12 protein-coding genes and 1 other annotated feature are annotated in these 14,464 nt (G+C 43.0%); of the genes, 1 reads left to right on the forward strand and 11 read right to left on the reverse strand.

Annotated elements, in window-relative coordinates; all coding sequences use genetic code 11:
- Window positions 1-141: 141 nt before the first annotated feature.
- From murC to hemL, 7 genes are all read right to left on the reverse strand, one after another.
- Complete coding sequence (gene murC, locus BT147_RS02755; protein ID WP_072330654.1) at window positions 142-1,524, reverse strand: UDP-N-acetylmuramate--L-alanine ligase; 1,383 nt, start codon at window positions 1,522-1,524, stop codon at window positions 142-144.
- Window positions 1,525-1,545: 21 nt separating this feature from the next.
- On the reverse strand, window positions 1,546-2,853 hold the full coding sequence (locus BT147_RS02760; protein ID WP_083426310.1) for a bifunctional folylpolyglutamate synthase/dihydrofolate synthase: 1,308 nt from the start codon (window positions 2,851-2,853) through the stop codon (window positions 1,546-1,548).
- Window positions 2,854-3,011: 158 nt separating this feature from the next.
- Complete coding sequence (locus BT147_RS02765; RefSeq protein WP_072330659.1) at window positions 3,012-5,663, reverse strand: valine--tRNA ligase; 2,652 nt, start codon at window positions 5,661-5,663, stop codon at window positions 3,012-3,014.
- Window positions 5,664-5,701: 38 nt separating this feature from the next.
- Window positions 5,702-5,956, reverse strand: a binding site (T-box leader).
- Window positions 5,957-6,027: 71 nt separating this feature from the next.
- Complete coding sequence (locus BT147_RS15385) at window positions 6,028-6,189, reverse strand: hypothetical protein (protein ID WP_177239640.1); 162 nt, start codon at window positions 6,187-6,189, stop codon at window positions 6,028-6,030.
- A 392-nt stretch (window positions 6,190-6,581) separates the two neighbouring features.
- Window positions 6,582-7,796 carry a YutH/CotS family kinase-like spore coat protein gene (locus tag BT147_RS02770; RefSeq protein ID WP_072330661.1) on the reverse strand — a complete coding sequence of 405 codons (1,215 nt, stop codon included), beginning with the start codon at window positions 7,794-7,796 and terminating at the stop codon, window positions 6,582-6,584.
- 40 nt (window positions 7,797-7,836) lie between these two features.
- On the reverse strand, window positions 7,837-8,817 hold the full coding sequence (locus BT147_RS02775) for a LysM peptidoglycan-binding domain-containing protein (protein ID WP_072330663.1): 981 nt from the start codon (window positions 8,815-8,817) through the stop codon (window positions 7,837-7,839).
- A gap of 169 nt (window positions 8,818-8,986) precedes the next feature.
- Window positions 8,987-10,273: a glutamate-1-semialdehyde 2,1-aminomutase gene (gene hemL, locus BT147_RS02780; protein WP_072330897.1), complete on the reverse strand. Its 1,287-nt coding sequence runs from the start codon at window positions 10,271-10,273 to the stop codon at window positions 8,987-8,989.
- Between the two features lie 202 nt (window positions 10,274-10,475).
- On the opposite strand from hemL, the gene BT147_RS02785 reads away from it, so the two are divergent.
- On the forward strand, window positions 10,476-10,760 hold the full coding sequence (locus BT147_RS02785) for a hypothetical protein (RefSeq protein ID WP_072330665.1): 285 nt from the start codon (window positions 10,476-10,478) through the stop codon (window positions 10,758-10,760).
- Window positions 10,761-10,811: 51 nt separating this feature from the next.
- Here the strand turns inward: BT147_RS02785 and hemB are convergent, their stop codons facing one another.
- From hemB to ccsA, 4 genes are read right to left on the reverse strand one after another with little or no spacing between them, the layout of a single operon-like run.
- Window positions 10,812-11,798 (reverse strand): porphobilinogen synthase, encoded by a 987-nt coding sequence (gene hemB / locus BT147_RS02790; RefSeq protein ID WP_072330667.1) that lies wholly within the window; start codon window positions 11,796-11,798, stop codon window positions 10,812-10,814.
- A gap of 59 nt (window positions 11,799-11,857) precedes the next feature.
- Window positions 11,858-12,694, reverse strand: coding sequence for a uroporphyrinogen-III synthase (locus BT147_RS02795; protein ID WP_072330669.1), 837 nt, complete (start codon window positions 12,692-12,694; stop codon window positions 11,858-11,860).
- A gap of 15 nt (window positions 12,695-12,709) precedes the next feature.
- Window positions 12,710-13,624: a hydroxymethylbilane synthase gene (gene hemC, locus BT147_RS02800; RefSeq protein ID WP_072330671.1), complete on the reverse strand. Its 915-nt coding sequence runs from the start codon at window positions 13,622-13,624 to the stop codon at window positions 12,710-12,712.
- Window positions 13,625-13,652: 28 nt separating this feature from the next.
- Window positions 13,653-14,462 carry a cytochrome c biogenesis protein CcsA gene (gene ccsA, locus BT147_RS02805; RefSeq protein ID WP_072330673.1) on the reverse strand — a complete coding sequence of 270 codons (810 nt, stop codon included), beginning with the start codon at window positions 14,460-14,462 and terminating at the stop codon, window positions 13,653-13,655.
- Window positions 14,463-14,464: the final 2 nt, after the last annotated feature.

Genomic DNA, 14,464 nt, shown 5'->3' on the forward strand with positions numbered 1-14,464 from the left:
GAAACCCTCCTACATTTATTTTACTTACTTAACTAATTATAGCATAGCAAATGTAGAAATATAATACTGTCTAATGAATATTCAATTATTTTTTATAGAAAAGAAGCACTACCCCATGGATAGTACTTTCGTAGATTTCTATTACTGTTCAAATCGCTTACGTAGCTCAGGTGCTAAGCCATGGGACACTCGCCAAATATCACCCGCACCCATGGTGATCACTAAGGTTTCTCGCTGCACTGATTCCGCAAGATAGCTGATAATACCATGAATGGAGGCTATAAACCGAGTATTTGGATTGCTGTTTTCGACAATCAGCTTCGCTAAACGCTCTGCCGATACGCCTGGAATCGGCTTTTCACCTACTGGTGCATATAGCGTATGAATAATAACCTCATCTGCCTCTCCAAAGGCTTCGCTAAATTCCTGCATCAGATGATAGGTACGAGAATATCGTTGTGGTTGAAATACACAAACAATTCGCTTACCCGATGCTTTCGCGCCTTTGAGTGTTGTGATGATTTCGGTTGGATGATGGGCATAATCATCCACGACTAGCACATCATTTACCTCATCAATTATCTGAAAACGTCGTTTAGCTCCCTGACACTCAGATAGAGCCGCCGCTGCTTGTTCGAACTGTACTCCCAGTTCGAGTGCTGTAATCATAACCGCAAGTGCATTGGCGATATTATGACGTCCGGGAACACGAATCGTCACATCACCTAACTCATGACCACGATGAACCACGGTAAAGGTGATCGCACAAAACTTCTCACGAATATTTACAGCGCGATACTCGGCATCTGGATGGTCAATTCCATAGGTAATGTACTTTCCTTTTACGCGCTCAGCCATACTTCTTACATGCTCATCATCCCAGCATAAGATCGCTGCTCCTTCTGGACGCACCTGACTCAAAAACTCTCGATATGCTTGTTTTAAGTTTTCAAAGTCACCTTGGTAATGTTCAAGATGATCGGGTTCAATATTGGTCACGACAGCAATATGCGGGAAGTATTCGAGAAAAGAGCCATCACTTTCATCCGCTTCTGCTACGACAAATTTACTTTCGCCGGCCTTAGCATTACTTTTTAATCCGACTACTTCTCCACCGATGATGTATGTCGGGTCTTGGCCACAGATCTCAAGTGTTTGAGCGATCAAGGAAGATGTAGTGGTCTTGCCATGCGCTCCAGCCACGGCAATCCCTGTTTGATCATTTAACAGTCGTGCCAACATCTGTGCGCGATGGATCACTTCAATGCCTCGTCGCTTTGCTTCTTCAATCTCTGCATTATCTTGAGAGATGCTGGTAGAGTATACGATTAGATCTGCACCATGTACATTTTCTGCTTGATGCCCCATTGTTACTTTGGCACCACGCTTTATTAAACGCTCAACCAAAGAGTTCACCGCTACATCAGAGCCCGATACAGGAAAGCCCATATCGAGTAGGACGCGTGCAATGGCACTCATCCCATACCCACCGATTCCTATAAAATGTACTCTTTTTTTCTCCACTTAGATCACCAACCTCTACATTTAAATCGATTTTATAAAATAAGAACGTACCGCTGAAACGAGATATAAAGAACCTGTAATGACGATCACATCGTCCGGGCTTGCTTGATTTACCGCTATCTGAACAGCATCCTCTGGCTTTTCGAATGCTTGAATCGTGCCAGAGAAATGAGGCTTTAACAAGGTAGCTAGCTCATTTACTTTACGTGAACGTGGAAAGCTGGGGATTTCCGTTACGATGATTTCGTGTGCTAGTTCTACAATGGGTTGTAGTATGTCTATTTCTTTATCTTGTAGGGAAGCCAACACAAAACAGATTTTTTGGTGCGGGTACCACTGTGCAAGTGATTTTGCTAATGACAACAACCCATCTTGATTATGGGCACCGTCTAGTATCACCAACGGTTGATCCTGTACTTTCTCCATGCGACCAGCCCAACGAACCTTTTCAAGTCCTGCTCTAATGTGGGCTTCTTCCACTACGGTTATGTACCTATGACGAAGAATATCGATCGTCATGAGTGCTGTTGCTGCATTTTGAAACTGGTGAATCCCTTGTAAACCGATAGAAAGATTCGTCAGTCTTTCATACGGACTCGTAAAGGAGAAAATTTGCTCATTGGTTGTACATTCTTCTATTTCATAGGAAAACTGTTTATGTAATTGGTAAACGGTAGCCGACTCACTTTTTGCAACCTGATGAATCACGGATTGGGCATCTCCCTCTTCTACACTACTTACGAGAGGAACTCCCCGCTTGATGATCCCTGCCTTTTCGCGAGCGATATCGGGTAGCGCAGAACCTAAGAACTTCTGATGATCGTATCCAATATTTGTAATGACCGATACAAGTGGATGGACCACATTGGTAGAATCCCAGCGCCCACCAAGTCCTGTCTCCCAAACGACGAACCATGGACAAGCATCTAATGCAAAGTAGCAGATCGCAACAAGCGTCCAAACTTCAAAAGGTGACGGAGCATTTCCTTGTGCAACTAGTTCTTCTAGGTGAGGGAGCAACGTATTGCTCCACTGGACAAACGATTCCTCTGAAATGCCCACTCCATCTACTTGAATTCGTTCGTTCCACTCTAAAATATGTGGAGATAAAAATACTCCAACCGAGTAGTCAGCTTCTCGTAAGATGGAAGTAATCATAGCACCTGTGGAACCTTTTCCGTTCGTACCTGCGAGATGAATCCATTTGCATCGGCGTTCTGGATGTCCGAGTCTAGCCAACACCCATTTCATACGATCCAGACCAGGCTGAATCCCCATTACACAATGCTGATCCATCCAGTCATGGACTTCTCTGGCTGCTATAAACAACTTAGCTCGCTTCCTTCCTTCGATCTTTGCACACTCAGCATCGATCTATACTCTGTCCATTTTGCTATGGAATACTCGTTTCGTCAACAGAAGGAACAGGGTAGGGAACGGACCCTACCCTTCTTTCCTTATCACAAATGAACTTTGTTTACCCATTACTATTGTTGTAATTCGTTTAATCGCACTTGCACTTTCTCACGTTTTTCGAGGTAGTCTTTCTCTTTTCTTTTTTCTTCCTCTACTACATGATCAGGAGCTTTGCTTACAAATCCCTGATTAGATAACTTCTTCCGAACTCGATCCACTTCGGAATTCAGTGTGGTTAACTCTTTTTTCAAGCGATCGATTTCTTGATCGATATCGATAAGACCTGCAAGCGGAATAAAGATTTCCGCTCCCGATACCACCGCACTCATCGTTTTCTCCGTTGTCTCGGCTGTCATAGAAATCGTTAATTCCTCTGTCTTACAGAAATGGCGAATGAACGCTTCCCCTTGTAAAAGGAGTTTTTCGGTTGCCTCATCGCTTGGGCGAATAATCAATTCGATCATCTTGCTCAGTGCCACATTTGCCTCAGCACGGATATTTCGTACATTTCGGATTACCTCGATCAACAAAGCGATTTCCTCTTTCGCCTCAGGGAATCGTAGCTCTGCTTGTTCTTCTGGCCACTTCGCAGTGACGATGCTTTGCCCCTCATGAGGAATTTGCTGCCAAATTTCTTCGGTAACAAACGGGATCATCGGATGCATGAGACGGAGAATCTGATCCAGGACGTGACAGAGAACAGATTGAGCTGTTTTCTTGGCTAGTTCGTCATCACCATATAAATGCAACTTTGCTAGTTCGATGTACCAATCACAGAAGTCATCCCAAACAAATTCATATAAAGCACGACCTGATTCATTTAATTGGTACGATTCTAGATAACCAGTCACTTGACTAATGGTTTCCTGAAGACGAGTTAAAATCCATTTATCTGCAGTACCTAGATTGCCTGATAGATCGATATCCTGAATCTTGAAATCTCCTAGATTCATAAGCACAAAGCGGCTTGCATTCCAAATTTTATTGATGAAGTTTCTGGCTTGTTCCACCCGTTCGATACGGAAGCGCAAATCTTGTCCTGGAGTGGAACCTGTAGATACCATAAAGCGCATAGCATCCGCACCATATTGCTCGATTACTTCAAGCGGATCAACACCATTCCCTAAGGACTTGGACATCTTCACACCATTTGCATCGCGAACTAATCCGTGAATGAGTACATCTTGGAATGGTTTTTGCCCTGTAAACTCAAGGGCACTGAAAATCATACGTGATACCCAAAGGTAGAGAATATCATGACCCGTAACTAAGACACTATTAGGGAAATAGCGTTCTACATCAGCCGTTTTTTCAGGCCAACCCATCGTGGAGAATGGCCAGAGCGCTGAACTAAACCAGGTATCAAGCACATCATCGTCCTGACGGATATCAGTACACTGACAAGACTGACAATGTGTTGGGTCTTCATACGTTACTGTCATCCTTCCACAGCTATCACAGTACCAAACTGGAATACGATGTCCCCACCATAACTGACGAGAGATACACCAATCATGAATGTTTTCAATCCATCGAACATACTGGTGCTCAAAGCGTTCTGGAACAAATGTTACCTTATCTTCACTCTGCTGAAGCTGAATCGCTTGCTGCGCAAGAGGTTTCATCTTCACGAACCACTGGGTAGATAGATACGGTTCAACAATCGCATCGGAGCGCTCACTATGTCCAACCGAATGAATATGCTCCTCTATTTCTACCATCACACCTGATTCTTGTAGATCTTTCGTGAGTTGCTTTCGACATACAAAACGGTCCATGCCTTGATATCTTCCTGCGTTTTCATTCATGGCTCCCGATTCATCCATCACCACGATCTGCGGCAAGTCATGTCGTAGTCCCATTTCAAAATCATTTGGATCATGAGCTGGTGTAATTTTCACAGCACCTGTTCCAAACTCTTGATCCACATATTCATCCGCGATAATAGGGATCTCACGCCCTGTGATTGGTAAAATCAACATTTTCCCGATCATATCTTGGTAACGCTCATCCGCAGGGTGAACAGCCACTGCGGTATCTCCCAACATCGTCTCAGGCCTTGTGGTTGCTACTTGAATATAACCAGAACCATCCTTCAACTGATAGCGCATATGGTGTAGTGCACCTTTAATCTCTTTATGGATCACTTCTACATCGGAGAGTGCTGTACGTTGTGCTGGGTCCCAGTTAATGATTCGTTTACCACGATAAATTAATCCTTTGTTAAACATATCAACGAACACTTTGCGAACCGCTTGAGATAAACCTTCGTCCAAGGTAAAACGCTCTCTTGAATAGTCCATGGAGAATCCCATTTTGCTCCATTGCTCACGAATCGTTTTTGAGTAGTGATCCTTCCACTCCCAAGACTTTTCTAAAAAAGCTTCCCGTCCGAGGTCGTGGCGGCTAATACCTTCTTCTCGAAGTTTCGCCTCCACCTTTGCTTGCGTCGCAATGCCTGCGTGATCCATGCCTGGTAGCCATAGTGTGTCATACCCTTGCATCCGCTTCATCCGAATCAGTACATCTTGTAGCGTAAAGTCTAGAGCATGTCCCATGTGTAGCATTCCCGTAACATTAGGAGGAGGTAAAACAATGCTATAAGAGGGTCTACTTTTATCCCCTGAAGGTCGAAATAATTCATGATTTAGCCAAAATTGATATCTTTTTTGTTCTACGGACTTCGGATCATACTTCGTAGACATCTGCGTTTCTTTACCCATGCGTTCATCTCCTTAAAATAAATAAAACCCTTCATCCATCAAAGGACGAAAGAGTTGTTTTCGCGGTACCACCTTTATTCATCAGCAAACATTCGTATCCAGCTCATGCACTTAGGGCCTGTTAACGGATTGGCTTCCGGTCTACCTTACTATGGCTATACAAACTACCATCTGTTCAGGAAGACAGCTTTCGGGCGACGTTCGATCTAGGTTCCTTAGGAAATCTCTCAGCCGATGGATTTCCCTCTCTGATAGGTAGTGCTAGGTCTACTCTTCCCGATCATAGCTTATCGATATAATCTTTGTACAATATTCTAACGTGAAGAAAAGAGTGAGTCAAATGATATATCTATCTATTTTTATATTATCCACCTATTCCAAAGGTATGCTTCACATGTTCAATCATGCCTTCCGGATTTGCTAAAAAGGTGAACAATAACATCACACTTAATAGCATAAATGCTAGAAAGCCGATAAATAAGGCCCCACGATAAAATTTGGAAGCAACCGTCTTAACAAAACTCAAAATGGAATCTCCTCCCATAACAAACTAGTACCTACATTTTAACATATTTCTTATTCTCTACGTTTTCCGTGTCTATGTCTAGATACACCACAAAATCTACATAATATTGGCGCACATGGTATTCAACCAGTACATTTTATGACAAACTGCATATCTTATCGGGTATACAAGCAAAGTTTCCCTAAGGAAACATTGTAAGCAGAGACCACAAATAGTACGGCTAAAAGATTATTTTACCATAAATATAGAACAGGAGGAGATATGATGTGGGAAGCACTTTTTCTAGCTCTCTCCCTCTCGCTACCCGCCAAATTTATCCGTCGTGCAGTAGATCGCAGATCAAAAGAGAAATAGGGTTGAAGGAAAAGAAAAACCCCGGGGATTCCCAAGGTTCAGTCTCTATCATTGTCTTCTAGGTCCAAATCCGGCTCACTTTCACCTTGTGAAGATGGTTTCATTTCCTTTGGTGCCTTTGTTTCTTTTATTGTCTTTGTTGGTTTTGTTGCCTTGGTTAACTTCGTTCCCTTCGTTGCCTTTAACGCTGTTTTTGCCGCTGCCTTGGTTGATTTTTTAGCTGGTTTCGTACGTACTGTTTGGGATTCCGTCTTCCATAAACGCTTCACCACATCAAACAATGCATGCATCTGTTGGATTTTGCTCTCTAGCTGTACCACAGCATCACTTTCACTCATGATTCTTGGCCTATCATAATACTTGTGAGCGAGACGCAATACGTTCTCAGGATAAGAGAGATAGATAGCAAGCAGTTTCTTTTCTTTCGGACTGAGTGGATTTTCAGACTCATACACTTCTATTAAGTGCTGAATTTCTTCTGGATCCAAATTTCTATGTTGGAACCGGCGTAAAAACACTGCCAGATCGCGGACGGGGGAATCAATTTCCGCATCGTCAAAATCAATCCAATAAAATTGCTCATCATCACGAACTACATTGGAAGGATGTAGGCGTCCGTGGCATAAGGTATATCTAGGAGGCACACCTGATTCAGCTTCTACAAAGCGTTCCAATCCCTTAATCGCAAATGTAAACAATCGGTCCACCAAATCAATTTGTCCCACATATACTTTATCAAATGGAGACTTATATTCCCGATTTTGAACAACTTCTTGATATTCGCTTAATTTAGTTTGATAGCCTTTCCATTTCTCAACTTGCTCCTGCTCTACCTGCTTCGTTCGATCCACATGCTCGCATACCAGGGGTTCTGCTTGTTTGTGGAATATTCCTAATGACCGCACAAGTGCTTCTGGATTATAATCAAATTCTTGCGGTTCTTGTGGTTGTATCCAAGGGGTTAGATACCAACATTTCCCCTCTTGCTCGATAAAGGTTTCATTCTGTTCCGTCTTCTTACACGAAAGTAGATTTGGATAACCTGCATCATGAATCTGATCCGTAATATCATGAATCAAAGCAAGTGTATCTGCTGATTGAGAAGTCGATTTAAGAGCAAACCATCTCTCACCATCAAATACCTGCCAGACATTACGTGGTCCTTTTTGAACATGTTGTGGTTTGAAACGAAACTGTTTACATACCTGTTTAATGACGGAACGTTCATCCCGATTATCTGTTTCTTTATTCACATCTTCCCTCTCCTTCTTAGGAGGTTACAAACAAAATTTCCTAATCTATACTTGGGATACAAACAATCTGACCTTCTTCTAGTTGTTCGGAGTTTAGGTGATTACAATGTTTAATACGAGAAGAAGATACTTGATATCGATCCGCAAGAGAGTCAACCGATTCTTCCTTTTGAACAATAACGAGGCGCATCGCTGTAAAGGTTTCAGGCTTCTTTCCGACTAACCAATAAGACCATTCATTTACACCTTTTTCAGGCTCATCTAAATCATAATCATCTGGCCCCAGATCTGGGTCTCCTCTTCCATCCATCATTTCAAGATCATTTGCAGAAAATCTCCGCTCCATTTCTGGCTGTCTTGCTTCATCCGGAAAAGGATAAACGTACTCTTCTTCTGGTTCATATTCTGATTGCATCGATCGTCTTTCATTACTATATCTCGATCTCGATACTTCTCTTTCTAGTTCATATGGTTCTTGATGCTCTTCTATGTCTGGATGATAGTGGGTAAATAATTCTTGTGCAGAGAAATGATCACCTTCCTCTGACAATTCACTCTCTGATTGTCCAGGTTGTGCCTGGAAGAACGGTTGGCTATCTTCTACCATCGAATCTTCTTCAAGCGATTGCGTTGAATGTTTTCCGGATGCGACTCCGTCAATGAATAGAATCGCTTCAATCTGCAATTCAAATGGAGAGACTAATTGGTAATCAAATGATTCTACTTCTGCTGATACATTGCTAATATCAGCTCGATCTGCCGGTAACGTAATTTCCACAGGAATCACATACGAGATACCCTCTGGTTCATCAGCCATCGAGACTTCCGAATCACCTAACTCTCCTACATAACTTCCGTTTAAACGCAGATAGCCTTGGATCCTAACATGATGACCTTCATCTAATATCTGTACATCTGGAAATAAGTCCAATTCAAGTACACGAACAATGCCGAGTTGTTGTGGATGAAGGCTCACCTTTTCTGAGATATCAAAACGAAGTTGGTTATATTGATTTTCCACTTTTCTAAATTCCCTCCCCAAACGATCTGTCCATACCAAGAATGGAATGTTACTGTATCTATATGCGACACTCTTTGCTATATACCGATTTTCGGATGGGGAGTTATTTTCATAGAAAATAGACTAGGATTGGGTTCCTAGTCTATGACAACTTGCTTTTCTATTTTAACTAGAGTTGTTTTAACGCATTGCGATTTGCCTCAATAGTACGGGCAATTTCTTCATCCGAGTGAGCTGTAGAGACAAACATCCCTTCAAACTGGGAAGGTGGTAAAAATACACCTTCCTCTAACATCAAGCGGAAGTACTTGGCAAATCGCTCCGTATCAGCCATCTTCGCTTGATCATAAGAGGTTACTTTTTCTCCTGTAAAGAACAGACATACCATGGAACCAACGCGGTTAATATGGTACGGGATGCCGATCTCTTCTGCATTTTTACGGATTCCTTCCGCTAGGCGAGCTCCCTTTTTATCTAGCTCATCGTATGCTTCTGGTGTCATCTGCTCAAGTGTAGCGACCCCTGCTGCCATTGCAAGAGGATTTCCAGACAGCGTTCCCGCTTGATAGACAGGACCTACTGGAGCCACCATCTCCATGATCTCGCGCTTCCCACCATATGCACCAACTGGCAAGCCACCGCCAATCACTTTCCCCATCGTGGTTAGATCAGGGGTGATTTGGTAGAGTCCTTGTGCAGAATGGTATCCTACCCGGAATCCCGTCATCACTTCATCAAAAATCAGTACGATGCCGTATTGATCACTCAAGGAACGTAGCCCCTCTAAAAAACCCGGAGCAGGTGGAACTACACCCATATTACCTGCAATCGGCTCTAAAATAATGGCCGCAATATCATCACCAAATTTTTCACAAGCCAATGCTACGCTCTCTAAGTCATTATAAGGCACCGTAAGTGTATGTTCAGCCGTTTGCTCCAGCACGCCTGGGCTATCTGGAAGACCCAGTGTGGCTACTCCAGATCCAGCCTTAATAAGCAAACTATCTGAATGTCCATGGTAACTACCTTCAAACTTCAAGATCTTACTTCGTTTCGTATAAGCACGAGCCAGACGCAAGGCACTCATGGTTGCTTCTGTACCCGAATTCACCATACGAACCACTTCTACAGAAGGCATCCGTTCGACAACCATCTGAGCCATCTGAGTCTCTAGTTCCGTCGGAGCACCGAAACTAGTCCCTTTTTCTGCTGTATCTTTAATGGCTTGTACAACAGTGGGATTAGCATGTCCTAAGATGAGCGGACCCCAAGAGCAGATGTAATCGATATACTCATTTCCATCTACATCAGTAACCCTTGACCCTTTTCCTTGTCCAATGTATACAGGATTCATCTTCACTGATTTAAAGGCACGAACAGGACTGTTTACACCACCTGGGATAATCGTAACTGCTTCCTGAAAGTGACGGATGGAGCGTTCAAATTTCTTCTTTATCTTCTTCACTCCCTCTCTTGTTGTCTTATGTCGAACCTTACTTCTTTAGTATTGTAACGCAAATAGAATAAAAACACACCTATTCACTATGATTTCGTCATTTTGCCCAAGTTTTTTGTAATAAATTGGAATTCAATAGGAGGTTATTTTGTTTTTGAGTCGAATTTAGCACGTTACAGCAGATTGGAAGGAGTCAACAACGATGGATGAGTACGAATCCATATCAAATAGAATCTTAGAAGCTGTGCAAATTCACCATGCGAAGTTCGATAGTTTAGAGCTTCGCATGGCTAGGATGGAGGGCAAAATTGACGGACTCGGGATACGCTTGACGAATGTGGAAGAAAGTGTATCAGGTCTCAAAAATGATTTTAACGAGCACCAAGTTCGACTAGAACGCCACGAAGTAAGCCAACAGATGCTCGCTCAGAAAATATTTTCACATGATACAGATATCCTGCACATGAAAAAAAGATTTTTCGCATAAAACGAAGCCCCAAGGTATTGACCTCGGGGCTTCTTCTCATTACGAGAACACCTAGACGGTATAGCTTCCTTCTTTAATCCAACGCGCTACATCCTTAGCATGGTACGTTAGAATCATTTCAGCTCCAGCACGTTTAAAACCGACTAACATCTCCATTACCACTTTTTGCTCGTCAATCCAGCCATTTTGTGAGGCAGCCTTAATCATGGAGTATTCCCCACTTACATTGTAAGCAACTACAGGTAGATCAAAGTTTTCTTTTACCCGATAAATCACATCCAAGTAGGCAAGCCCTGGTTTCACCATTAATAAATCTGCGCCCTCCATCACATCGGACGTAGCTTCTCTCATCGCTTCACGTGCATTGGCAGGGTCCATTTGATAGGTGTGGCGATCTCCAAAAGAAGGAGTAGAGTGGGCCGCATCTCGGAATGGGCCGTAAAAACTAGAAGCATATTTTACCGCATAAGACAGAATCGGAATATGAGAAAGACCTGTTTCATCTAACCCTTGACGAATCGCCGCCACAAAACCATCCATCATATTAGATGGGGCAATCATATCAGCACCCGCTTCTGCTTGGGAAACTGCTGTTTGCACTAATAGTTCCAGTGCTTTATCATTTACGATCTCGCCATCTTCCACTGGTCCACAATGACCATGATCTGTATATTGGCATAAACAAGTATCGGCAATCACATACAGTTCTGGAGCTTCTCGTTTAATCAAGCGGATCGCTTTTTGTACGATTCCATGTTCATGATAGGCCTGGCTCCCACAAGAATCTTTTGTACCAGGCACTCCAAAGACGATCACAGAAGGGAGACCCAATTCAACGATTTCGTTTAATTCATTTTTCAATTGATCGAGAGAAAAGTGAAATACACCAGGCATAGAAGGAATTTCTTGTTTAATGTTTTCGCCTTCTACGATAAAGATCGGATAGATTAGGTCGCTTGTATGTACATGGTTTTCGCGGATCATGCGGCGAATTTGTCGGCTCGTACGAAGACGACGGTGACGTAAAAAGGTATTCATATGTGGATCCTCCCGTGGCATTTTTATCATTCTTTCACAAACCTAATCTGTTAGACTGGCTAAAGCTTTTTGCTAGATTGTTTTGCCACTCTCAACACTGCTTGAATTAACCCTTCCATCGTATATGGGTCCGCAATGGCAGCAACGTTTAGCCCTCGTTTTATCGCTGCATCTGCTGTAACGGGGCCGATACAGACAAGTTGGGTAGTAGATAGTAAAGCTTGTATATCTGGATGTATGGACTTCATGACTTTGACGAAGTTTTGGACGGTGGAGGAGCTAGTGAATGTGATCATATCGAGTGTTCCTTGTTCAAGATAATGAGCAACTCTCTCAGCATCTCCAGTGTCTAACTGAGTCTCGTACAAATCGACCTCTACGACTATACATCCCACTTGTCTAAGCGCAATCGGTAGTATTTCCCGGGCAAGGTTGCTTCGTGGTAGTAACACCTTCTGGCCAGGCTCCACCATCCGCAATAGTTGCTCTATCAAGTCTTCCGCTCGAAACGAAAGGGGTACTAGATCCACTTGAACTCCTTTGGCTTCAATAACTTGAACGGTTTTAGGACCAACTGCGGCGATTTTCACCTGTTCAATCTCTCCAATATCCAGTTGTAACTCGCCAAGTCGTTGGAAGAAAAACTCGGCTCCATTCACACTGGTCAGTACAATCCAATCAAAATGAGCGATTTCCTGCAAAGCAGTATCAATTTGACTTAAATCGGAGGGCATGACGGTTCGAATCACCGGCATCTCGATGGGTTCACCCCCCAAGTCAGCTAATCTTTTCACCAGCTCGCTACTCTGACTACGAGCACGTGTTACGAGAACTCGATGTCCAAAGAGTGGTTTCTGCTCCAGCTGAGATAGATATTTTTGAATCGAATCATTCACCGTGAGCTACCCCTCTCACACAGAAACGGAAGCCAATAATTCATCTGCCCCTAATTCAATTAATCGATTTGCAAGCTCTTGACCCATCTTGATTTCATTTTTTCCAATAATGGTATCAGCGATCATCTGCTTACCGCTAGGATCGCCTACTAATCCTTTTAAATGTATTTGATCCTCGCAAATCTGGGCATATGCTGCAATCGGCAAATGACAACCACCATGGAAAGCTTGTAGGAATGCCCTCTCTGCACGTACTGCTCTAGCCGTCTCTTCATGATTGATTTTCGCTAATAAGGCTCGAATTTCACGATCATCTTCTCGACATTGAATCGCAAGTGCTCCCTGACCCACTGCTGGTAACATCGTCTTAACGGAAATCAATTCCGCGATGTCCTCCTGCCAAGAAATTCGATTCAAACCAGCCGTCGCTAGGATAATCGCATCAAACTGACCGTCGTTCATCTTCTGTACGCGAGTATCAATATTGCCACGAATCGGCTCTACTCGCAGGTCAGGACGAATCGCTAAAATTTGGGCTTGTCTACGCAAACTGCTCGTCCCAACTACAGCTCCCGAAGGCAATTCTTCTAGTGTTGATCCATCCCGGGATAAGAAGCAGTCCCTCACATCTTCTCGAATTGGAATCGCTCCAATCAGTAATCCTTTTGGCATTTCAGCAGGTAAGTCCTTCATACTATGTACAGCTAAGTCAATCTCACCGCTTAGAAGAGCACTTTCGATCTCCTTGACAAATAGACCCTTCCCGCCTACTTTGGATAGGGTCACATCGAGGATTTTATCCCCTTTAGTAACGATTGTTTCTAATTCAACAGTAAGATTCGGTTCCATCTCTTTTAAACGATCCATCACCCAGTTAGTCTGGGTCATCGCAAGTTTACTTTTTCTTGTTCCGACCACGATGGTTCTCATAACGCGCAAGCCTCCTGTTTCAAACCCTCTATACCCAATGGTGAAAACTCCATCTAGAGAGTAATACATTCCCGATCATAACCAGTATGGCAACTACATTCCACCAAGCCAATCGTTTTCCCTGCCAGCCAATCCGACGCCACTGCCATAAAATCAGGCTATATACAACCAAAGTCAGAAGGGAAGAGATCATTTTAGGGTCTATCCATACAGATGGCTGGATGATCTGAATAGCCCAAATTCCACCGAGTAGAAGCGAAACAGCAAGGCAAGGAAGCCCTACAATAAGAGAACCTGTTGAAAAACGCTGTAAACTTCCTAGACTCGGTAGTTGCGTAAGGAAACGATTCCATTGTTTCTTCTTCAATAAAAAACTTGCTATATAGTATAAAAATGCACTAATACTTGATAGTGAAAAGGCAACATAGCCAATGATCGCAAGTGATATATGGACAAAAATCAGTTCAGAAACCATGATCACTTCTTTTTGAAATGGCACACCTCGTACAAAAAACAACTGAATCGCTAATACGATCAGACCGACAGAGCTAATCGCCATAAAAAATATATCGAGTTTTACGATGTGTTGATAATATAAGGCGAAGGAAATGAGAGCCCACGTATAGAGAAGAATCGGATCAATCTCCGAAATCTGTGGCCATGTCCGCCACATTTCCATCCCAATCAGGGACAACTCAATCCCCCAAACCATAAATAACAGCACAGATGAAGCGATCGTTGCCCTTGGATTCGGCTTAATTAACCCCGCAAATCCAAATAGCAAACTGAGCATATAGGCATAGATCAGAAAGTCGTATAACCAACGTTCAGCAAGCAAAT

This window comes from Thermoactinomyces sp. DSM 45891, from assembly GCF_900119485.1.
Taxonomy (GTDB): domain Bacteria; phylum Bacillota; class Bacilli; order Thermoactinomycetales; family Thermoactinomycetaceae; genus Baia.